Raw genomic sequence first — 20504 nt, 5'->3', positions numbered from 1 at the left:
AATTTTATTAAAAGGTTAAACTGAAACTTTCTGAGGGTTGGAGAAACTTTTTTTCTTGTAGGTCATTTTAATCACACCAAGATATTTACTGGAAATTCCTGATGAATTATGATTGGCTAAATGAGACTGCGCTTTCTTCAGTAGCTTTTCTTTCAGTCCATCTTGATTAATTACTTTTTGCATACAATTCACGAGGTCATCTAAATCTCCTCTTTTGAAGATTAAACCAACTTCCCCGGTGGCTTCAGGAAGCCCGCCTCCATCAGAGGCTATCGGCAAACAACCAGATGCCATTCCCTCTAAAGCGACAATCCCAAATGGTTCTTCCCATATGGAAGGAATGAGTAAAAACTTATGTTGATTTAAACAATTTACCAACTCTTCACCAACAAGGCAACCTGTAAAAGTTACTTTATTCTGCAGGTTCAATTGTTTCACCAGATTCTGAAGGTTCTTCCGTTCAGGACCACCTCCAACCATAGTCAAACTTAAATTCGGATCATTTAGATCTGACTTATTAATTTCATGAAAAGCCCTAATTGCAAGTTCCGCTCCTTTATCTGAAACCATTCTTCCTAAAAAGACAAAATCCTTATTTCTTTTTATGGAAGGAATTACCCGAAATAGATCTTCCTGATATGGATTATGAATAACAATAGACTCCGGGAAACAGCCTAACTGTATTGCCTTACTGCAGGAGATCACCTGATCTGCCCTTTTTAACCATTTTAATTTAAGTTTATCCTTGAAACTAATCTTACCATTGACTCTAGAAACCCAGGTTTGAAGAGTAACCACCAAAGGTTTTTTAAACAATATGGCTGGCCAGGATAATCTTAAGCAAGGATTATTCTCAAAGACCATATCTGCCCAACTGTGTTCCCTAAAAAGAGTTAAAATATTTGGATTTCGAATAACTTCGTAAGGAAAGGTTTTACCAGATTTGTCCTTAGACCAGGTCAACAAATGTACTTCATGACCATCCCTGGTAAAAGCTTCCGCAAGCATCTGCGAAATAACTTCGATCCCTCCAATAAAGGGAGTAAAATTATGAGATATGAATAAAATTTTGAGAGCCATCTAGGCGGATCTAATTACTATTTCAAACTGTTCTTTTCCAGTCTAATGACATGAAGTAATGTATCATTTTTTTTCGACTGTAAATTTTATCTTTTACAATCTCCGTATTCTTATAATACAAAGGGCCTACGGTGCTTAAAAGGATATACTCTACACTTAGCCGAAAACAAATTAGCAGGGCAGTTGGATACTCAAATTTTACCTTTTTAAACTTTCGAAGTAAGTACCATCGGTTCTTATAAAAACGTACAACTCTTTGACCTACTTTTTGTGGAGTTCCGCTACCACGATGAAAAGCTCTAATAGGCATTACTTCTATTTTCCATCCTTTTCGGCTAGCACGCATGCACAGATCATGGTCAAGTTCTAACCAGTCAAAATTCTCATCGAATAATCCAATCTCTTCCAGAACTCTCTTCCTGATGACCATCGCACAAGTGAAGACATTTATATTCTGAGGTTTTTTCAAAAACCTATTTAAATATAACCTGTGGAGTTGTTGCCCCAGAATTAAACTCAATGCTCCAGGTTCAGCCTCATATGAATCAGATTCCTCACCATTTCCGTTGATGGTTTTAAATGTGGCAATTCCAACCTCGGGGTTTTCTGTAAAGTGATTTTTTATTTTTTTAATATAATCTTCCAAAGGCCATGCATCTGAATCCAGTATTAAGATAAGATCAGTCTTCATATTCTTAAGCCCAAGGTTTAAAGACTTTATAAGTCCCTGATTAGTTTGGTTTCTAATTAGGTCAACCTCTTCAAAAGTATTCTCAAAGCTTTCCGTAGAACAATCATCTACCACAAGGAATTGATCGATTTCAGCATCAGCATATTTCAAACAATTTTTGATACACGTGCTGGTTAAAGACCATGTATTATAATTAGTTACTAAAATTCCCAATTGACTCATTTCCCTTTAATCTTAAAGATTTGCTTTAGAATTTATTTCATTTTATGGATTTACCAGAACCTAAAATCGACCACTGTCCTCTTAGGTACTTCTCTAATATTTGACAGGTGTAGAAGAAAATCTTTAGCTACATTTTTCGTAGTATATCTTCTAATCCATTCATATTGATTTTTCTGAATTCCCTCCAGTTCCCCGATAGTTTTTGATTTAATTTTAAAGAGTAAATCGTCCTTTGTGGTATAAGGAATGCAGTTAGTTTCGTCCAGGCCAAATGGAGCACAAATTTCATTTTTCTGCTCTAGATTTTTAAAACAGAGTATTGCTCCTTTGGCGGCATACTCATAATGTCTAAGGCAATCCCAACCTAATCTTCTGGTGGTAATTCCAAACTTTGAATTTTTAATGTCATTATAATAGTCTTCCTGTTTTTCGAAACTTGGTTTCCAAACACCAGCTTCAGCAACCGGCAACTCATTAAAAATTTCATTGAGCTCATCATCAATGTTATAGTTTATGAAATCCTGAGTTTTATTTTTGAAAGAAATATTTTCAATATGTGATTCAGGAATAGACATGGAGATTTTATATTGCCTGGATGGGATGCTTAATATCTTAGAAGCTATTTTATTAAGCACAGGAAAGCTTCCCTTCCTAATACCATATAATTCACCCGTATTTTCAAATTCCCTTTTAAAAACATTTACATTGTTAAAATTGTAAAAATAAGACCAAGGCCTAACTTTGAGATTGAAAGAATTGTGGAAAAACGGAAATCTCGAGGAAGAGTCATACCCATCTATAATGCTAATCCTTGATCGCTTTTCCTTTCTGAGACTTTTATATATATAGTTGAACAGGTCACATTGTTCAAAAATATCGGTGAAAATGATATGGTCATATTTTTCAATATCTGCCAGCCAATAGGTACGTTTTCCCCTGATCTGTTTTTCCTCTGGAAGAATTTTATAAAGAGTATTCCCTCTACTGCCCGTTTTCTGAAGATCCTCTACAGATGCGTCTTCATACATATAATCCATTCTTGGAACATCCACCACAGTAATATCTGTAAGTGACCGTAAACCATGAAAAAGACCGTCTATTAGATAATTAGGTATACTGGCATTTAAGAATAAAATATTCATCACTTTTTGAAGATTACGTATATAATTGGAGTTAATAGGCAGGTTAAAGCAATCATTAATAGCCTCCTATTGGACTCTTCATTAGAAGGAATTCATGTTCATATTGATCTTTATGATCCCAAAAGATCAAAAAGAAGGTCATTTTTAAAGGTCGATTTAAGCTGGGGTTAAATATTTAATTCAGGAGTTTCTTTAATATCATGAATTCTATGCAACCCATAAGTTAGATGCATAATTAACATGACAACATTGATGTAAATATTAAAATTGAATAACCCCACAAGACTTGAAACATCAAATATTATTGCTCCACTAATTATTGCGGCCATGCTAATAGGTATAGATATTAAAGGATTAATTACCCAACCCCGGCTAGTACACAGGTAAAAATTAGATACTGCAAAAAGACCAATAAAATTACCTAACATTAACAATACGATCTCCTGTTCCAGATTGGAAAAAGCATCGCCTAAAATCCAAAGTAACTGGGAGGAGAACATCCAGATCCCTCCAATAAATAAAAACCCGACTAGCAAAAGTGCCACCTGAATTTGTATAAACCTTTTGAATATCAATTCCTTGTTTTTTGATAATCTGGAGAATCTTGGTGAAATCAGGGTTCCAAACATTACCCCAAAAAAACTAAGCACTACCGCTATGCGACCCAACGCTCCCACCTGCGCAACAGCTGCGGTGGTTCCAAAAAAGGAGATCAACCAAATGGTAATTTGACCAGATATACACAGATAAATACACTCGGGCATCAACCGCTTGATCATTTTAAGTATTTCATGCCTTACAGCAGAACTTGATCTCTTAGTAGCCTTTATAAATGATCTGGCAAGTTTCTTTAGTTTCTTGTTTGCCCAAATTTGAGCAATTCCATAAGCAAGTAAAGCCAGAATAGTGTACGGGAAAAAATAAAGGGCCACAATAATAAATATTGCTCTAATGACACTGGCTACTAATTTTATCTTTTGAAGTTTTACAATACTCTGGTGTAAATTCGGTATGATTTCATATAAATTACCTGACAAGGTTGCGAAAAAAGCGGGCAAAATTGCCAATGTAATTGCGAAAGCCTTCCACCAGCCTGCACCATGATGATGAAGCAGATATAACATAATAGGAACCGAGATTATAATACTTCCTACTCCAAATAATCTTCTTAGCTGAAAGCCTGTCGTTAACACTTTTCCTAATTTTTCACGGTCTTGCCAGACCTTTCCTCCCTGAGCCATTACGCTTGCAGTTATCCCGCTGTCTGCAAGAATAACCATGTTGGAGTAAATTGCTGTAGCCAGGGTATAAAGAGCATATTCTGTTGTTGGAAGAAATCTGATAATTAAAATCCCGCTAACGAAACTGATTATATGTATCACTGCTTGTGCAGAACCGGTAACGGCAATTAACCTTCCCCATTCAAAAGGATTATGAATCTTAAAATCATTAAAAATTTGGAGAAATAATGCTTTCATTCCGGGCTACTTATATTCAAGCAGTTTGCCTTACACACTACTATTTGGGATCGCGGGAGACTCAATAAGCCCCTTTAGGGTGCCTATAATAAATTCTATTTCCTGTGGGGACATGGGCACATAAAGCGGAAGTAAAATTGATCTTTCCTGAAGATCCTCTGAGCGAGGTAGTTTCACCTTTCTTTTTAATTTTTTATAGGCCGTTTCTCTATGAGTATTCATTATCCCGCGTCTCGTGGCGATTCCCTTTTCCAGTAATTTCTGCATTAATTCGTTTCTTGAAATCGGAAAATCTTCTTTCAAATAAATACTATAAGACTGGTAATTACTTTGATACCCCTCTTCCTCTCCTGGTAAAACTATACTGCTTATATCTTTTAATCCATCATGATATACTTTTGCAATCATTCTTCTTTGATCCACAATCCAGTCCAGTTTTTCCAATTGTTTTATTCCTACTGCAGCTTGTATATCGGTCATCCTGTAATTGTAACCAACCTCGATATGGTCTTCAAAAATAACTTTGTCTGAATTATGACGCACCCGGTCATTAATTGACATCCCATGTTGTCTTAATAATTTTAGCCTGTTATAATAATCCTCTCTGTTCGTGGTGATCATACCACCGTCACCGGTAGAGATAATCTTCCTGGGATGAAAGGAAAAGCAAACCAGTTCTGAGTGAGAACCTATTTTCTGACCTTTATATTCTGAACCTGCAGCACAGGCAGCATCTTCTATAAGTTTCAGATTATACCGGACACATAATTTTTTAAAGGCATCTATATCCCCTGGCATGCCAATTTGATGAACCAAAAGGATTGCTTTGGTTTTAGAATTTATACGGTTTTCTACATCAGCAATATCGAGATTATAAAATTCATTCACCTCAGCAAAAACAGGATTAGCCCCCACATATTTTATCGAATTAGCCGTTGCGATATAGCTCATTGAGGGGCAGATCACCTCATCCCCTGGACCAATCCCTGCAACTATCATTGAAAGATGTAGCGCGGTAGTACAATTAGATACTGCGACCGCATACTTTGCTCCGGTAAAGGATGCAAATTTCTCTTCGAATTCCTGAACCCGGGGACCCTGTGTGATCCATCCGGAAAGTATGGTATGGTATGCAGCAAGGGCATCCTCTTCGATTAAATATGGTTTAGCGATAGGTATCATGATCAACTTTTTTTAAGTTATTTTTCTCAAAATACCACCGACTTAATTCAGAAAGACCCTCTTCCAAAGTGATCGAAGGTTCGAAACTAAGCTTAGTCTTTGCTGCCGAAATATCTGCAAGTCTTCTACTTACCGGATTTATTGAGTTTGCTTCTTTAAATTCTGGTTTAAGAGAAGAACCGTTTACTTTTAATAAAGTTTCAAGTAATTCCCTGAGACTAGTTTCCTCACAGTTTCCCACATTAAAAGTCTCATCTGAAATATCTGAAACTAAAGCTGCAATATTTGCCTTGGCAACATCCTTCACATAGACGAAATCCATGGTATCGTTCCCATCACCAAAAATCAGTGGTGACTTCTGGTCTCTTATGCAATCTAACCATCGAATCATGACTTCGGTATATTTACCATCGGTATCCATTCTTACACCATAAACATTAAAATAACGCAGAGCAACATAATCCAGATTATACATGAAATGAAAACTACGGAATAATTGTTCTCCCCATAATTTAGCTCCCCCGTAAAATGTTTGATTGTTATAAGGATTATCAGATTCTGGTGTAGGGAAATGTTGTGCCAGGCCATATACTGAAGCACTGGAACTATAAATAACCTTTTTTATCTTATGTTTTACACATAATTCTGCGATATCAAAAGTTGCCTTGAGCATTACTTCAAAACCTTCTGAAGGATTAGCAGCACAGGAATTAATTCTTAAGGCAGCCATATGAAATACATAATCAGATTTAGCAATACTCTGCTCTAATAAAACCTTATTTCTAATATCTCCTTCTATAAATTCCACTAGAGGGTTCTCTATAAAAGAAGCTATATTATCAAAACTCCCCCTTATCAGGTTATCTATGATTATGATCTTTTTAGGTTTACTTAGCAGTAATTCTTCTACTACATAAGATCCAATAAACCCAGCACCGCCAGTTACCAGGATCGTACTATCTTTTATCTTGTTATACATGTACTTTGGTATTTAGACTTAATAAAATAATCCCCGCTATAATTAGCGCAAATCCTAGAAAAGCGAGCGTCGATAATTTATCCTGAAAGAGGTAGTAACCAACCACAATAGTCAATATGAAATTGATCCCCGTTGCTATAGGAATAATTAAAGAAAAACTATTGGTAGAGAGTGCTTTGAAAAATGCCAGGGCAGAAAGAATAATGAGCACAAAAGCAGCGACAAAGGTCACATTCAAAATTAATTTTAACCATTCACTTACAGATTCCAGGCTTCTACCTTTTAACTGCCATTTTATAAGCGCAGCACCTGTGACATTGAGAGCAGCATAAAGAATTATGTAAATTAACGTTCTGCCCATTTTATTTTACATCTTTTAAAACCCTTACCGGTTTCTCAGTACTTTCTAACTTTTCAGTAACTTCATCAATTATAAAGGCAGGCCTCCTTCTACTGGCATCTAAGGTTCTCCATAAATATTCTGCAATGATTCCCAGTGAAATATTGGTGATCCCAAAACCAACCAAAAGAATAGATAATAAAGCAGGCCAACCACTGGCCAGGTCATCATAAATTAACTTCCGGACTATAATTATTGCCGTCCAGATAATTCCCACAAGGAAAAAGACAAATCCTATAATAGATACCAGACGGATTGGGGCGAAGGAGAAAGCAACGAAGGAATCTATCAAGAGTTTAATCTTTTTAGAAAGCGTCCATTTTGATTTTCCATGTTTTCTTCCCCTCTTATCATAAGTAATACTGGTTTGTTTGAAACCTAGACTTAAGATCTGAATGAATACAGAGGAATTATTTTCCAGATTCTTATCAAGGCAGGTTTTTACTTTTTTACTGAATAGAACTATATCAAACCCTTTTTTTGGAAAATTTGGAACGGCATATTTTCTCATTAATCCGGCATAAGCCCTCGAAAATAATTTTTCAGTTCCGGCTGAAGCTGAAGAGTTTCTAAATGCCCAACAAATATCGATTCCATTAGCAATAACCTGATCATACATTCGACTTATAAGACTTAACGGATCCTGGAGATCTGCATACATAAAAGTGATATAATCACCCTCAGCTTTCAGAATTCCTGCTCTTAAGGCCGCATGTGATCCAAAGTTCCGGGAAAAAGAAAGGATCTTATAGGAGTAGAATAAATGCCTGGCACCTTTAAGCTTCTGATAGGTTTCATCTGTAGAGCCATCATTCACAAAAAGGATCTCGGTTGAAAATCTTTTTTCTTTCTGGAAAAACGAATTTAACTCTTCAACCAGAAAAGGAATATTATCCTCTTCGTTAAATACAGGGATAATCACTGATACTTTCATGACATTTCATTAATGTATGGGCTGATGGATCCTTTTATTAAGGTTCCTGGCTGGATTGCCTACCATTTTAGAATCTGGTTGAACATCCTTAAGAATATTGCTGCCCATTCCAATTAAAGTATTATCTCCTATGTGAAGACCATTTTTAATATTAGTCCCACTTCCTATATAGCAGTTTGAGCCGACACTGGTATTTCCTGCGATCACAACTTTACTCCCAATCAAGGTGTACTCACCAATTTTTGAATCATGATGAACAACGGAATTTGGTAAGACACATACATGATCTTCAATAACAGAATTACTGGTAAGTACTACCCCCGCCATGATCAAACAATTCTTTCCCACCTTTGAATTTCTTCCGATGGAGGCTGAGGGGTGAATTACCGAAATAAATCGGTCTTCGTGAATGTCCAGAGAAGATATAATATCTTTCCTTTCCTTAAAACTATCCGGGCCTCCCGGGACAGCTAATACAAATAGTTCAGGATGTTTTTTCAGGATGTCTCTGGAAAATATCTCGTAATCAATAGAAGTTTTATCCTGGTTATCATCTATGAAACCGAGAAAATCATATTCCTCCATAGAAAGGCAATCCAATGCTTCAATTCCATTTCCATTAAAAGGAAAAATTATTAGTTTCTTCTTATTCATCATCGTAGGCATTCAATACTTCTATGATATATTCCACATTTTCATCTGTCAATTCAGAATACATGGGAAGAGATAAACAATGGTTAGAGAGATATTCAGCATTTAGACAATCCCCTTTCTTATACCCTAAATGAGTATATGCCTTCTGCAAATGACAGGGAACAGGATAATGCAAACCAGGAAAAATGTTTTGCTTATTTAAATATTCCATAAGATTTTCCCTGTTTTTGGTGACAATCACAAAAAGATGATAAACGGAATCGGCCCAATCTGGCTGGGACTGCATCTTGATTGCAGGATTATTGATTCCATTATGGTATTTCTTTGCGATCTCTTTTCGCCGCTGATTCCATCCTTGTAAATATTTAATTTTAACCCCCAGTGAAGCAGCTTCCAGACCACCCATTCTCATATTATAACCTAATATGTCATGGTAGTATCGTTCCTTGCAACCATGATTTCTTAATCTCTGAAGCTCATTGTAATAATCTTTATTATTAGTGGTGATGCCACCTGCCTCTCCACAGGCACCAAGGTTTTTTCCGGGATAAAAACTAAAGCAACCCATTTCTCCAAATCCTCCAACTGGAATATTTTCATATTTTGCACCCTGTGCCTGCGCAGCATCCTCTAACAAAAAAAGCTTATGCCTTTTACAGATAGAGCTTACTCCTTCCACATCAAAGGGCTGGCCATACAAATGCACGCCAATTATAGCTTTTGTAGCAGGAGTGATTTTTTCTTCAACCTTTGAAGGGTCAATTTGCCAGGTATCTGCGGTACAATCAACAAAAACAGGCTTTGCTCCAGTATAAGAAACTCCCCAGGCAGTAGCTATAAATGTATTTGCTGGAATAATAACCTCATCGCCCTCCCCAATTCCTAAAGCGATCATGGCCAGATGTAATGCTGAAGTCCCATTATTTACTCCAATTGCGTAGTCTGTTCTACAAAATTCAGCAAAATCTTTCTCGAATTCCTCTACGAAAGCCCCACCAGAAAAAGATGTATTTTCATAGACCTTTTCAAAGGCCTGAAATATCTCATTCTTGATCTGTTGATGTTGGATCTTTAGATCGAGAAAGGGAATTTTTTGTTTTACAATAGATCTAAACATTTTATACAGGTTTTTTTTCCAAATATTTAATAACCTTCGCAGGGTTACCTGCAACAACGGCGTTTTCAGGAACACTTTTCGTAACAACAGACCCGGCCCCAACAATAGCACCTCTTCCAATGGTGATACCACAAAGCAAGGTTGCACTAGATCCAATGGAAGCTCCATCTTCTATATAGGTACTTTCACAATTCCAGTCTTCCTCTGTTTGTGGAATACCATCTGCATTGGTTGCCCTGGGAAATTTGTCATTTATAAAGGTTACGTTATGACCTATAAATACATTATCTGCGATATGCACTCCTTCACATATAAAGCTGTGGCTTGAGATCTTGCAATTTTTACCAATGCTTGCGCCTTTTTGAATCTCCACAAAGGTTCCTATTTTCGAACCTTCATCTATACTACAACCATAGGCATTCACGAAGCTGTATATTTTCACGTTCTTGCCTAAACGTACATTATTCAGGATCTGGTAATCCTTATTAGCTGAAACTGTTTCCATAATTATTTTTAATTATCAGGCACTATATGCAACCGAAGCAGACAGATTATCTACTACGACCTCACGGCCCTTGTTTTTAATGGACTCATTAGAAGCTTCAAGGATCCTGACCACTTCTAAACCTAAATAACAGGAAGACTGAGGTTGTTTTTTCTCTTTGATACAGGTGATAAAATCATTAGCCATATTTAGAAGAGCTTCGATAGTGCTTACTTTCGGTACATGAATATCACCAGTTCTATAATCCACCAGTACCTGTTGTCTTTCTTCATCATTGTAATATGTATATCCCGTATCGTAGACTTTGATCTTCTCAGTTATTTCAAGATCATTATAAAGGATCATCTTTTCATCCCCACCAATTAGCATCATTCTTACTTTCACCGGACTGGTCCAGGAACAGTTAAAATGAGCGATGAGTCCTGAAGGAAAGTTTACCGTGAGATAGGCAATATTCTCTATTCCATTGCAAGTATGGGTAATTCCGCGGGCATTAACGCTATGGGGTTTTTCATCGACCAGATAACTTAGAATTGAAAGATCGTGTGGAGCGAGGTCCCAGAGCACGTTAATATCAGATTGGAATAGACCTAAATTAATCCTTGTTGAATCGAGGTATTTAATACTTCCCAATTCATGCCTATCGATTAACTGCCTCATTTTCTGTACCGCCCCTGTATATAGAAATGTATGGTCTACCATAAGTAAAAGCCCCTTTTTCTCTGCCAGATTGATTAGAATTTCTGCCTCTGCTGCAGAAGCAGCCATTGGTTTTTCTAGAAGAACATGTTTTCCAGCATTTAGGGCCTTTTTTGCCAATTCAAAATGAGTAAAAACTGGTGTCGCTATTACTACCGCATCAATTTTTGAATCACGAATTATCATATCCCCCTGCGACACACCTTTGATTGCAGGAAAATGCTTATTTAATTGCTGAAGTCTTTCCGGACGGGCATCTGCTACAGATTTAACCATACAGTCATTAGCTGCAAAGAAATTACGGACGAGGTTTGGTCCCCAATATCCATAACCTATTATTCCTACATTAATCATGATCTATAATTTTTAGGATGAAATTGCTGAGCATCGATATGCTACAGGCTTATTCGCATAGTGTTGGATGCGATTATAAACTGCTATTAAGGGAGTTCATTCTTGAGTACAGAATAAATGAGCCATATTTTTCTCGACCCCGAAGAAAGTAAAGTAAAATTTCTTCGTTTCTACTCCTGTCTTTTGCTATTGGTTCAGATTCTGTATCGAGATCAAAAACTTGCTTCTCTACTAATCCGCTCGATGTAATTTGTTTTTCAAGATCAGGGGTCACCATGTATTCATAAAACAGGGCATAATCCATATCAGCAAGTAACTTCAAAAAATCTTTTTCCGGCTGGTGATCATTTTGCCTTATCCAATTCCCCTGTTCATCCTGTGAGTATTGGATGTATGGGGTATATAAATTCCACCCGAGCGATCTTCCCGCAAAATAAAATTCGTAGGTAAAATCCAGGTATACATTATAATCACCAGCTCCAATAGAATTAGTAGCCATGCTGAGAATCTTATTCCGATCTTTTTCTGATTTAACTTTTGCACCTAAAGAAGTTCTCAAACCCAGGGAGATAAATACAGCCCAGAATAGCAGTAAACCCAAAGAGATCCCAGCTGTTTTATTAATCCACTTCTTATAAGTCTTCACTTTACCATTCAAAAACAGACCGCTGCTGAGAACCATAAAATAAGGCAGTAAGTAAAGCACTCTAAATTCGTATACAAGAGAGGCAAATATTAGGACCAGAGCCGCTAAAAACGCTATAATCAATTTTGATTTACGGCAGATAATTATCCCCGCCAATGCGAGCATAGGAAAAAAAGGTGTCCAAGTTTTAATTAAGGCCTTTATTAATTTGAACCAGGAGTCTTTAGAAAAGAAACTTAGGAATCTACTTTCAGCAGATTTCGAAGCATCGATATTTCCGGAGATCATTGCTGAACTATCGCTTAAAATTAAAACCAGGTTGTCCAAAATTGGTAATAAAAGCAGGACCGTTGTAATAAAACCTCCTAAACCAAACAGCAGAAACCTTTTACCTACAATCTTCCACTTACCTCTTTTTTCCACTTTAGTTGGCGCGCTCTGAATAAGTTCAAGAAAAATTAAGGGAAGAAGAAAAATTGCTGAAGGCCATACTAATGCTGCCGTTGCGGCTATACCTCCGCATAAAGGAATTAACAATCGTTTTTGTTTCTCATTTTTATATTTCGAAAACCTTATAAGCCAACAACATCCAAGACATAGAGCAATAACCCAGGAATCTACTCTTCCCATTCTTTGAGACAGGACGAACAAAGGATCTAATAAAAAAGCCAGACTTAAACCAAATGCTGCGTATTTTACAACATCTCTTGAAAGTAACCATCCAAATGCCATTGTTGCTGCTAAAACCGCTCCTAGGATCGAGGCTATTCTTGTTCCAATCCCCGAACCTCCCCAGATATGAAAACTAGATTCCGCTATTAAAGGCCCCAAATAGGACCATAACAATAAAGGCTTTTTCTCCTCTAACCTCCAGTTTATAGACCAATTACTTTCGGGATCTAAAACCAGTCTGCCATATTCTGTAATCTGGGCCTCATCCTGTTGTAAATGAGGTAAAACATCAAGGGTATAAAGTTGAATTAATACTGCAATTAGCACACAAGCTATCCAAAAAGCCCATATATCTTTAGAAGAAAAATTTTTACTTTCAGAATACATTACAGTATATATTGAAAAATAAAATTCAATGCTTTTAGAGTTGAAGTTTCTTATTTCAATAGCTGAAAGGAGATTATAAAATTCTAATTGCTCTCCCGGCTATAAAGCTTATAAGGGCCATAAGGCTTATCAAATATCGAATAAAGGTTCCTTACTCTTTGCATATTTGTTGTTATCCCGTTAAATGGTTCAGGTGGATCCAAATACAGCTGATATTCTCCTTTTATTGCAAAGCCTTTTTTGATAATTTCATTCTCAATTTCTACAGTTGGTTCTGTCATTATAACATGATCTACTCTTGGCAGAACCTTCCCTAATATCTCTACAGTTAATGGATTATTATTAGCCAGGTATGCTCTATACATTTCCCAGTTAAAAGTTCGACCTGGATAATAGAATTCATAAGGAATATAAACCCTATGCTCGCCTTCACCAATCATGTTTCCCGCAGCTTGGTATAGCATCATCCTCTCATCCAGTTTTTGATCATTATATACCAAATAGGATCTTACTACAATTGAAAGACTTATTGACCAAAGAAGCATTACCCCAAGAAGCCATCTTTTCAAATTATTAGAAATAATATATTTTAATTCTCTCCTGTACAAAGTACTAGTGGCTAATAACAAATAAGGTATTAAATATTGTACCCGATTTATATACACCAAGGTCACTACCATTAGAGCCGTTACTATCATTAATGAAATTAGTAAGCCTTTCTCTTTTATTTTGATAAATGCGATAATAGCAGCGATTACGAGAAACGGACTGAATTTTAGGACGCGCGGTAATTCATAAATGTTATTTATAAGACCATCAATATTATATTCTGATCCTGCATGTGAATTAGCATACAGGCTTTGAATTATATTTTCATATTGTTTATAAAACTGGTCAAATACCGGCAACACTAATATGAAAGTTATAATGAGACTCCCCAAAATAAATAATGCAAGAATATTCAGCTTTTGTTTTAGGTCTATCTTATGATCTCCTTTATTCAAAAAAATTTCAAAAATTTCTAAGATTATTAAAGGAAAAAGAAATATTGCAGATGGCCAGATAAAAAGTGCTAAGGCCGCCATTGCTCCTGCTGTAATTAATTTAAAACTATTTTTACCATCATAGCTACCGTGGATTAACCAACAGGCACCAATACATAAAAACATACACCAACCATCTATCCTGCCGATGGTGTAAGATTGAACAAATAATGGATCGAGCAGGAATACAAGTCCTAGTAATAGAGAAATTCTAATAGGTATATTTCTTTTCTTCAGCCATCCTACCAAAGAAGTTGCGGCGGCAATTCCTCCAAGCAGAGAAAAGATCCTGGGGCCATATTGCCCGAGATATTCATAATTTATTTCCTGAATAACCACTCCTAAATATGAAATTAGAAATGCCGGTTCCTGTATCGACGGAATCCAGGTTATGGACCAGGAAGAGGAAGGTGTGAGAATATAACGTCCAAGATCTACAATTACCAATTCATCGGGATGTAAGTATGGTCCCTTAACCATAGTAATTGAAAAAATCACCAAAACTGGAAGAACTAAAACTAACCAGGCAAGCCATGAGTTAGCATTGGAAAAGTAATTATTTATCCCCTTAAGTATCATTTAATCCTTCCGGTAAATTTCGATTATTTATTAAATCAAGTTCGAAACTTCTACTTTTTACAGTAATAAGCTTCATTCTACTGGTTTCTGCGAAACTTTTAAAACCCTTTCCATTATGTCTATTGGGGAATCTGATTTTTCCCTTTTCTTAATTAGGTTTCGAAGGTCTGTGAACATCCAATTAATACCTTCCTTCAAATTAACACTAGCACTCCATCCAAGGTCATTCAATTTTGAAGTGTCTGTGACCTTTCTTAAGGTTCCATCTTTTTTGGATTTATTAAAATATAGTTCTCCTTCAAATCCTACTATATCTTTTATCAGTTCAGCCAGATCTTTAATTGATATTTCTTTGCCAGTACCAATATTCATATGAGAATTCCTTATTTCATTATTATCCATGGAGGAAACAATATCCTTAAAATCTATTCTTTCCATTAGAAACACGCAGGCATCGGCCATATCCTCACTCCATAGAAATTCTCTTAAGGGTTTTCCTGTACCCCAGATTTCCACCCTCACCTGGCCATTATCTAGCTTTATTCCATAGTTTTCCAGAGATCTGATAATTTCGTCTTTGCTTGTTTTTTTGTTTTTTATCCCATTCAAGGGCATTTCTCGTAGATGAACTTGTAGAGCTTCCCAATCGTTTTTTTCCAGAAGTTTACCTATGTACATCTTCCTGAGTAGAGCGGGTAAAACGTGAGATTTTTCAAGATCAAAATTGTCTCCAGGACCGTATAGGTTAGTAGGCATTGCTGAAATGAAGTTAGTACCGTATTGAAGATTATAAGATTCGCACATTTTCATCCCGGCTATTTTCGCAATAGCATAAGGCTCATTAGTATATTCTAAGCTTCCGGTAAGAAGGTATTCCTCTTTTATAGGCTGCGGACAGTTTTTAGGATATATACAGGTACTCCCTAAAAACAGCAACTTTTTAACTCCATGAAGATAACTTTGATGAATTACATTCGTTTGAATCATTAAGTTTTCATAAAGAAAATCGGCTCTGTATTTATTATTAGCGACAATTCCACCGACTTTTGCAGCTGCCAGGAAAACATAATCTGGCTTCTCCTCTTCAAAAAATGTCCTGACGGCTTCGCAGTCCTTTAGATCAAGTTCTTCATGTGATCTGGTAAGAATATTTGAATATCCTTTGCTTCGAAGATTCCTTGTAATGGCACTTCCAACCAAACCATTGTGCCCAGCAACATAAATTTTAGAATTTTTCAGCATCAGCATTCCTATTATAAAATTGAAATCAAATTGTTCCTGTAGAGCTTAAACTTGTGGTTAAATCGACCTTGTTGCCAAGTCTCAGCTTTTCCTGGACTATGAATTTTGCAAGGGCAAAACTACAGGTAAAGGCCGGGGAAACTGCATTTAGTAAATGCAGGGAATTCTCATCTCCTTCCACTATAAAGTCCATTTCTAACTGAAGGCTTTCCTTATTTAATAATTGGGCTCTTATACCTGAAGGAAGCCATTGATCGAATTTTGAAGCATCAACAGATTTGACCAGGCTCAAGGCTAAACCTGCAAAATATTTTTTGTTGTTTTTTTTAATTTCAGACCAGGCAAGTTTTCTAAAATTAAAAGCATTTCTAAAAAACAATTTACCTTCAAAATATATGATCTCAAGAAATTCATTAAGTCTGAAATTACTTAAGCCTTTATAGTTTTCCCTCCAAAATGCAGGCATTGCCGTAGGCCCAATTTTTATATCACCTTTTGAAGTGATCGTATAATGTACTCCAAGGAATGGATTCTCCAGGTTAGGAACCGGGTATATATTTGTGGAAACCGGTCTTACTTCTCCTGAATATTTCAAATATCGTCCTTTAAAAGGAATGATGGTGTAGGAGTCTGAAAATCCAAAATCACGGGCAATCTTATCCGCGTACAGTCCTGCACAATTAATTACAAATCTCGCATTAAAAATATGGCTTTTGGTTATCACATTGTTTCCGTTCCTTTCTATATAACCGCTATTGAAAAAAAACCGTATTCCCTTGTTCAGCAAATCATTCTTTAGAACCTGGCAAACTTCCCTGGGATCCACTGTTGCAGTTGTTGGGGAAAAAAGAGCATACTTATAGGTTTTTGCATTAGGCTCTATCTTTTGAAGTTCTTCCTCATTTACTAAATAGAGTTCAACCCCATTTTCTTTCCCTCTCCTTTCCAATTCGAATAAGGCTTTAAGTTCTTCTTCATTTTGAGCAACCACTACTTTTTTACATTCATTTACTTTTATTCCATTATTCCTGCAAAACTCCTTCATTAACTTATTGCCATCTCTTGTAAATCTTGCCTTCATTGAATCTGGACTATAATAAAAACCAGCATGTAATACTCCACTGTTCCTGCCACTGGCATGCATTGCTACGTTTTGTTCTTTCTCAATTATAGCAATGCGGGCATCGGGTTCAGCTTTTTTTAGTTCATAGGCTATGGTCATACCCATGATCCCTGCTCCTATTAAGAGATAATCGTATTTTAAATCTGTAGCCATTCTTATTAAGATCTAAAGAAATTATAGCTATTCGTAGTAGTTAAGGGTTTTAAAGCCAACCTCATTAAGGTATCTTTCCCTTCTCATAAGATTAAGATCACTTTCCATCATTTCTTTAATCAAGGTTACAAGATTATATTCTGGTTTCCATCCTAATTTCGTCCGTGCTTTTGTAGAATCTCCTACTAATAAATCAACTTCTGTAGGTCGGAAATATCGTGGATCAATTGAAAGAATTTCTTTTCCGATCTCTAACTGAAAGTCTGGGTTCGAGCAATATTTCACAAAGGCCTTCTCTTGTAAATCTTTACCTTGAAATTCCAGCTCAACTCCAATTTCTCCAAAAGCTGCTATTACAAAATCCCTTACACTGGTCGATATTCCTGTGGCTATGACCCAATCTTCTGGCTCCTCTGCCTGTAATATCATCCACATGACTCTAACATAATCCTTAGCATGTCCCCAGTCTCTGCGGGCATCCAGATTTCCCAAATACATTTTATCCTGTAGTCCTAAAGCAATTCTTGATATTGCTCTGGTTATTTTTCTGGTGACAAAGGTTTCTCCACGTATAGGTGATTCATGATTAAAAAGAATTCCGTTGCAGGCAAACATATCATAGGCTTCACGATAATTTACGGTAACCCAAAAACCATACATTTTTGCAATTGCATAAGGACTTCTAGGATAAAATGGAGTTTTCTCAGTTTGCGGAACTTCCAGGACCTTTCCATATAATTCAGAGGTCGAGGCCTGATAGACCTTTGTTTTTTGTTCAAGTCCCAATAACCTAACTGCATCTAAAATACGCAGTACACCTAAGGCGTCGGTATTACCAGTATACTCTGGCGTCTCAAATGAAACCTGGACATGACTCATAGCCGCTAAATTGTATATTTCATCAGGTTTTATTTGCTGGATCAACCTTATTATCGATGTACTATCTGTCATATCCCCATAATGCAAAATGAAATTTCTATTTTCTTCATGAGGATCCTGGTAAAGATGATCTATTCTGGCTGTATTAAATTGAGAAGATCTCCTTTTTAGCCCGTGAACAACATATCCTTTACCCAAAAGAAATTCACTCAGATAGGCACCATCCTGTCCTGTAACACCTGTTATTAATGCAACTTTCATATTCCAGTGGTTTTCATTTAAATAATAAGATTTTTCGGGTACTCTTAACTATGTATAGCAACTGTTAAGGCTTAACTTTTATAATATTGAAGTAGAAAATCCTGCTATTCCTTTTTATAGATTTTATCAAGTAAGAATATTAATTCAACTCATATTCTAAATGAGAGAATTATACTACGGTTTAGTCTATAATTTTTGGAATTGACATACTATTTCCTATCAATTGATTCAATAATTTAGGCGATTTCCTTCAATTTGACATTTACTGTAAGGCCCATTTCCTTCAAAATAAGGCGCATTCTTTTAGAACCAATATCCTGTACAATACCTTCTTTATTTTGAAAGGGACCAGATTTTATTTTAACCCTGTCGCCAGGTGAAATACTCTCTATAGTAAAATGATCATAAGTATCCTTTTCCAGCCAGTTTTTAATTACTTCAATTTCTTCATCCCTGGCAATTGCAGGTTTTCCCAGCCAAAACAAATATTTAATCACTCCGGGATAATTAAAAACCTTAGCCCTTTCGCTGTTTTTGATCTTTATGAATAGATAAGAGGAAAATAAGGGAACCTCAACTTTTTTCTTCCGGTCGCTCCATTGCCGAACCTCTTTAATGGTAGGACAATAAACTTCAAAATTAGCCTCGGCCAGACTATCTGCAACTTTTATTTCAGACCGTGGCTTTGTATACAAGACATACCACCCCATACATACAATTTTTAAAAATTAGTATTAAACACTAAGGGAATTCGATTAAGAATTCCAGTCAATAAATAATTCAGAATTGGGTAAAAAACAGCGTAAATATTGCTGCGCGGGGGGAAGAAAATTTGATCTTATGGTCGAAGTTAATGCTAATTAGATATGGCTTCGCCACAAGAGTCACAATGATTATTGCTCTTGAGTAGGAATATTAAGTGATAAGGGGAGAAAAAAAATTATAAAAAGTAGGGAAACTAAATCGTAGGGTAATAGTAAATGTTAAGATGAAATTAAGAAATTGAATCAATTCTGGCAACAACGAAATGTTAAATTTACGTCCTACATTTTACTATCAGAACATAATATTAAGTATACCTCAACCCTTTCGTTAAGTAATTAATAAAAATATCTATTATTAAAAGCATAAGTTTTAGAAATAAACAATTTAATCGAAATTATATAAGAAAACTGCAAATCTTAAATTTTTAACATGTTGAATACTAGCTAGTTATAAATTTTAAGAAAATAGACTAAAGGTAAATTAGAGATTATGAAACGCATATCACTTCAATTAATTTGCCGAATAGAATAACACCCCCTAAATATTTAACTTGGGAAGGTTTATTGCGTATAATTAAGCTATCTATACCGGATTTAGAAACCTGGAATGAAATTATTTTGCCAAGAATTTAGGTAGGGTAAGTATTGAATTTAAATTCCATTCAACTAGTTGTGATAAACCTCTTTAGATTCCAGGATGATCCCAAACTCACCCTCGGCAAGGATCGTGTTTTCAAGTTGATTGTTAAAACCTTCAAAGCTAAAAGTCCCCTCTACAACCTGGTCGGTAAATTTGGTGATGGTTACAGTGCCCGGTTCTGTTCCAAAGGCATAATGATTTTCCCATAATTCAAAATCATACCAGTACATAGCCCAGCTTACGGTTTCTCTCGTACCCGTATAATAAGTTCCCGGCCCATCAAAAAAGCAGACCTTGAAATTGAAAGCTTCATAAAAATCTGTTTCAAGCTCCTTCTTTGAGATTTCTGCGAGAAAATCGAAGTTTATATTTCCAGTATCGTCACTGGGGTAGACGGTACCTTTAATCTGATCCCCGTTAAGGACCTCAAAAGTTTCTCCGTTTATTTCAGCCCTGAAATATTCAACGAAGTCTGGCTTTGCATCATAAATATCGTCTAATAGTGGATCGTTGGTAACTTCATCGCCCTGGCAGGCACCAAGGAATATTACTATAAACAGTGTAAAGAAATATTTTTTCATCCCTCAAATTTGAAAGTTCAACAATCAAGCATCAGGGGGATGACTTAGGATTTATAAATTAAATTATTTAATTCTCTTCAACAAGTTTTTAACTATC

The 20504-nt window shown here is 36.0% G+C and carries 18 protein-coding genes and 2 pseudogenes; all 20 read right to left on the bottom strand.

The annotated features are described in order from the left end of the window. Window positions 1–15: 15 nt before the first annotated feature. Window positions 16–1080, bottom strand: coding sequence for a glycosyltransferase family 4 protein (locus C8P64_RS06570; RefSeq protein ID WP_108171213.1), 1065 nt, complete (start codon window positions 1078–1080; stop codon window positions 16–18). A 22-nt stretch (window positions 1081–1102) separates the two neighbouring features. Then, a complete protein-coding gene (locus C8P64_RS06565; RefSeq protein WP_108171212.1) occupies window positions 1103–1993 on the bottom strand; it encodes a glycosyltransferase family 2 protein in 891 nt (296 codons plus the stop codon). A 50-nt stretch (window positions 1994–2043) separates the two neighbouring features. Continuing rightward, entirely contained in the window at window positions 2044–3135 is a 1092-nt protein-coding gene (locus C8P64_RS06560; RefSeq protein ID WP_211307595.1) for a hypothetical protein, read from the bottom strand. Between the two features lie 167 nt (window positions 3136–3302). Then, the gene (locus C8P64_RS06555) at window positions 3303–4613 is read right to left on the bottom strand and encodes an MATE family efflux transporter (protein ID WP_108171211.1); all 1311 of its coding nucleotides are present in this window, start codon (window positions 4611–4613) and stop codon (window positions 3303–3305) included. Between the two features lie 30 nt (window positions 4614–4643). After that, window positions 4644–5795, bottom strand: a complete 1152-nt coding sequence (locus C8P64_RS06550; RefSeq protein WP_211307594.1) for a DegT/DnrJ/EryC1/StrS family aminotransferase — start codon at window positions 5793–5795, stop codon at window positions 4644–4646. Beyond that, window positions 5779–6774 carry an NAD-dependent epimerase/dehydratase family protein gene (locus tag C8P64_RS06545; RefSeq protein ID WP_108171210.1) on the bottom strand — a complete coding sequence of 332 codons (996 nt, stop codon included), beginning with the start codon at window positions 6772–6774 and terminating at the stop codon, window positions 5779–5781. Before C8P64_RS06545 ends, C8P64_RS06550 begins: the two co-directional genes overlap by 17 nt. Next, the gene (locus C8P64_RS06540; RefSeq protein WP_108171209.1) at window positions 6767–7135 is read right to left on the bottom strand and encodes a DMT family transporter; all 369 of its coding nucleotides are present in this window, start codon (window positions 7133–7135) and stop codon (window positions 6767–6769) included. The genes C8P64_RS06545 and C8P64_RS06540 overlap by 8 nt, the downstream gene beginning before the upstream one ends. A 1-nt stretch (window position 7136) precedes the next feature. Next, window positions 7137–8108, bottom strand: a complete 972-nt coding sequence (locus tag C8P64_RS06535) for a glycosyltransferase (RefSeq protein WP_108171208.1) — start codon at window positions 8106–8108, stop codon at window positions 7137–7139. A gap of 9 nt (window positions 8109–8117) precedes the next feature. Continuing rightward, window positions 8118–8765 (bottom strand): NeuD/PglB/VioB family sugar acetyltransferase, encoded by a 648-nt coding sequence (locus tag C8P64_RS06530; RefSeq protein WP_245889665.1) that lies wholly within the window; start codon window positions 8763–8765, stop codon window positions 8118–8120. Next, on the bottom strand, window positions 8755–9879 hold the full coding sequence (locus tag C8P64_RS06525) for a DegT/DnrJ/EryC1/StrS family aminotransferase (protein WP_108171206.1): 1125 nt from the start codon (window positions 9877–9879) through the stop codon (window positions 8755–8757). Before C8P64_RS06525 ends, C8P64_RS06530 begins: the two co-directional genes overlap by 11 nt. 25 nt (window positions 9880–9904) lie before the next feature. Next, window positions 9905–10054, bottom strand: a pseudogene (locus tag C8P64_RS16725) (acyltransferase); the annotation flags it as partial. Window positions 10055–10147: 93 nt separating this feature from the next. Next, window positions 10148–10384, bottom strand: a pseudogene (locus C8P64_RS16720) (LbetaH domain-containing protein); the annotation flags it as partial. 15 nt (window positions 10385–10399) lie between these two features. Next, window positions 10400–11437 carry a Gfo/Idh/MocA family protein gene (locus C8P64_RS06515; RefSeq protein WP_108171204.1) on the bottom strand — a complete coding sequence of 346 codons (1038 nt, stop codon included), beginning with the start codon at window positions 11435–11437 and terminating at the stop codon, window positions 10400–10402. Window positions 11438–11510: 73 nt separating this feature from the next. Continuing rightward, window positions 11511–13142 carry a hypothetical protein gene (locus C8P64_RS06510; RefSeq protein WP_108171203.1) on the bottom strand — a complete coding sequence of 544 codons (1632 nt, stop codon included), beginning with the start codon at window positions 13140–13142 and terminating at the stop codon, window positions 11511–11513. Window positions 13143–13225: 83 nt separating this feature from the next. After that, complete coding sequence (locus C8P64_RS06505) at window positions 13226–14665, bottom strand: hypothetical protein (RefSeq protein ID WP_146167190.1); 1440 nt, start codon at window positions 14663–14665, stop codon at window positions 13226–13228. Between the two features lie 171 nt (window positions 14666–14836). Continuing rightward, entirely contained in the window at window positions 14837–16006 is a 1170-nt protein-coding gene (locus C8P64_RS06500; protein ID WP_108171300.1) for a GDP-L-fucose synthase family protein, read from the bottom strand. A gap of 25 nt (window positions 16007–16031) precedes the next feature. Further along, window positions 16032–17282 carry an L-2-hydroxyglutarate oxidase gene (gene lhgO / locus C8P64_RS06495; RefSeq protein WP_108171201.1) on the bottom strand — a complete coding sequence of 417 codons (1251 nt, stop codon included), beginning with the start codon at window positions 17280–17282 and terminating at the stop codon, window positions 16032–16034. Between the two features lie 27 nt (window positions 17283–17309). After that, on the bottom strand, window positions 17310–18422 hold the full coding sequence (gmd, locus tag C8P64_RS06490; RefSeq protein WP_108171200.1) for a GDP-mannose 4,6-dehydratase: 1113 nt from the start codon (window positions 18420–18422) through the stop codon (window positions 17310–17312). 236 nt (window positions 18423–18658) lie between these two features. Further along, a complete protein-coding gene (locus tag C8P64_RS06485) occupies window positions 18659–19132 on the bottom strand; it encodes a UpxY family transcription antiterminator (RefSeq protein ID WP_108171199.1) in 474 nt (157 codons plus the stop codon). 720 nt (window positions 19133–19852) lie between these two features. Next, the gene (locus tag C8P64_RS06480; RefSeq protein WP_108171198.1) at window positions 19853–20407 is read right to left on the bottom strand and encodes a hypothetical protein; all 555 of its coding nucleotides are present in this window, start codon (window positions 20405–20407) and stop codon (window positions 19853–19855) included. Between the last annotated feature and the right edge of the window lie 97 nt (window positions 20408–20504).

This window comes from Christiangramia gaetbulicola, assembly GCF_003054225.1.
Classification (GTDB): Bacteria; Bacteroidota; Bacteroidia; order Flavobacteriales; family Flavobacteriaceae; genus Christiangramia; species Christiangramia gaetbulicola.
The sequence above is the reverse complement of the archived record's forward strand: the minus strand, read 5'-3'. Positions and strand labels throughout refer to the sequence as shown.

Excerpts from the sequence above, each read along its gene's own strand:
- C8P64_RS06570 (WP_108171213.1), bottom strand. The coding sequence starts at position 1,080 with ATGGCTCTCAAAATTTTATTCATATCTCATAATTTTACTCCCTTTATT.
- C8P64_RS06565 (WP_108171212.1), bottom strand. The coding sequence starts at position 1,993 with ATGAGTCAATTGGGAATTTTAGTAACTAATTATAATACATGGTCTTTA.
- C8P64_RS06560 (WP_211307595.1), bottom strand. The coding sequence starts at position 3,135 with ATGAATATTTTATTCTTAAATGCCAGTATACCTAATTATCTAATAGAC.
- C8P64_RS06555 (WP_108171211.1), bottom strand. The coding sequence starts at position 4,613 with ATGAAAGCATTATTTCTCCAAATTTTTAATGATTTTAAGATTCATAAT.
- C8P64_RS06550 (WP_211307594.1), bottom strand. The coding sequence starts at position 5,795 with ATGATACCTATCGCTAAACCATATTTAATCGAAGAGGATGCCCTTGCT.
- C8P64_RS06545 (WP_108171210.1), bottom strand. The coding sequence starts at position 6,774 with ATGTATAACAAGATAAAAGATAGTACGATCCTGGTAACTGGCGGTGCT.
- C8P64_RS06540 (WP_108171209.1), bottom strand. The coding sequence starts at position 7,135 with ATGGGCAGAACGTTAATTTACATAATTCTTTATGCTGCTCTCAATGTC.
- C8P64_RS06535 (WP_108171208.1), bottom strand. The coding sequence starts at position 8,108 with ATGAAAGTATCAGTGATTATCCCTGTATTTAACGAAGAGGATAATATT.
- C8P64_RS06530 (WP_245889665.1), bottom strand. The coding sequence starts at position 8,765 with ATGATGAATAAGAAGAAACTAATAATTTTTCCTTTTAATGGAAATGGA.
- C8P64_RS06525 (WP_108171206.1), bottom strand. The coding sequence starts at position 9,879 with ATGTTTAGATCTATTGTAAAACAAAAAATTCCCTTTCTCGATCTAAAG.
- C8P64_RS06515 (WP_108171204.1), bottom strand. The coding sequence starts at position 11,437 with ATGATTAATGTAGGAATAATAGGTTATGGATATTGGGGACCAAACCTC.
- C8P64_RS06510 (WP_108171203.1), bottom strand. The coding sequence starts at position 13,142 with ATGTATTCTGAAAGTAAAAATTTTTCTTCTAAAGATATATGGGCTTTT.
- C8P64_RS06505 (WP_146167190.1), bottom strand. The coding sequence starts at position 14,665 with ATGGTTAAGGGACCATACTTACATCCCGATGAATTGGTAATTGTAGAT.
- C8P64_RS06500 (WP_108171300.1), bottom strand. The coding sequence starts at position 16,006 with ATGCTGAAAAATTCTAAAATTTATGTTGCTGGGCACAATGGTTTGGTT.
- lhgO (WP_108171201.1), bottom strand. The coding sequence starts at position 17,282 with ATGGCTACAGATTTAAAATACGATTATCTCTTAATAGGAGCAGGGATC.
- gmd (WP_108171200.1), bottom strand. The coding sequence starts at position 18,422 with ATGAAAGTTGCATTAATAACAGGTGTTACAGGACAGGATGGTGCCTAT.
- C8P64_RS06485 (WP_108171199.1), bottom strand. The coding sequence starts at position 19,132 with ATGGGGTGGTATGTCTTGTATACAAAGCCACGGTCTGAAATAAAAGTT.
- C8P64_RS06480 (WP_108171198.1), bottom strand. The coding sequence starts at position 20,407 with ATGAAAAAATATTTCTTTACACTGTTTATAGTAATATTCCTTGGTGCC.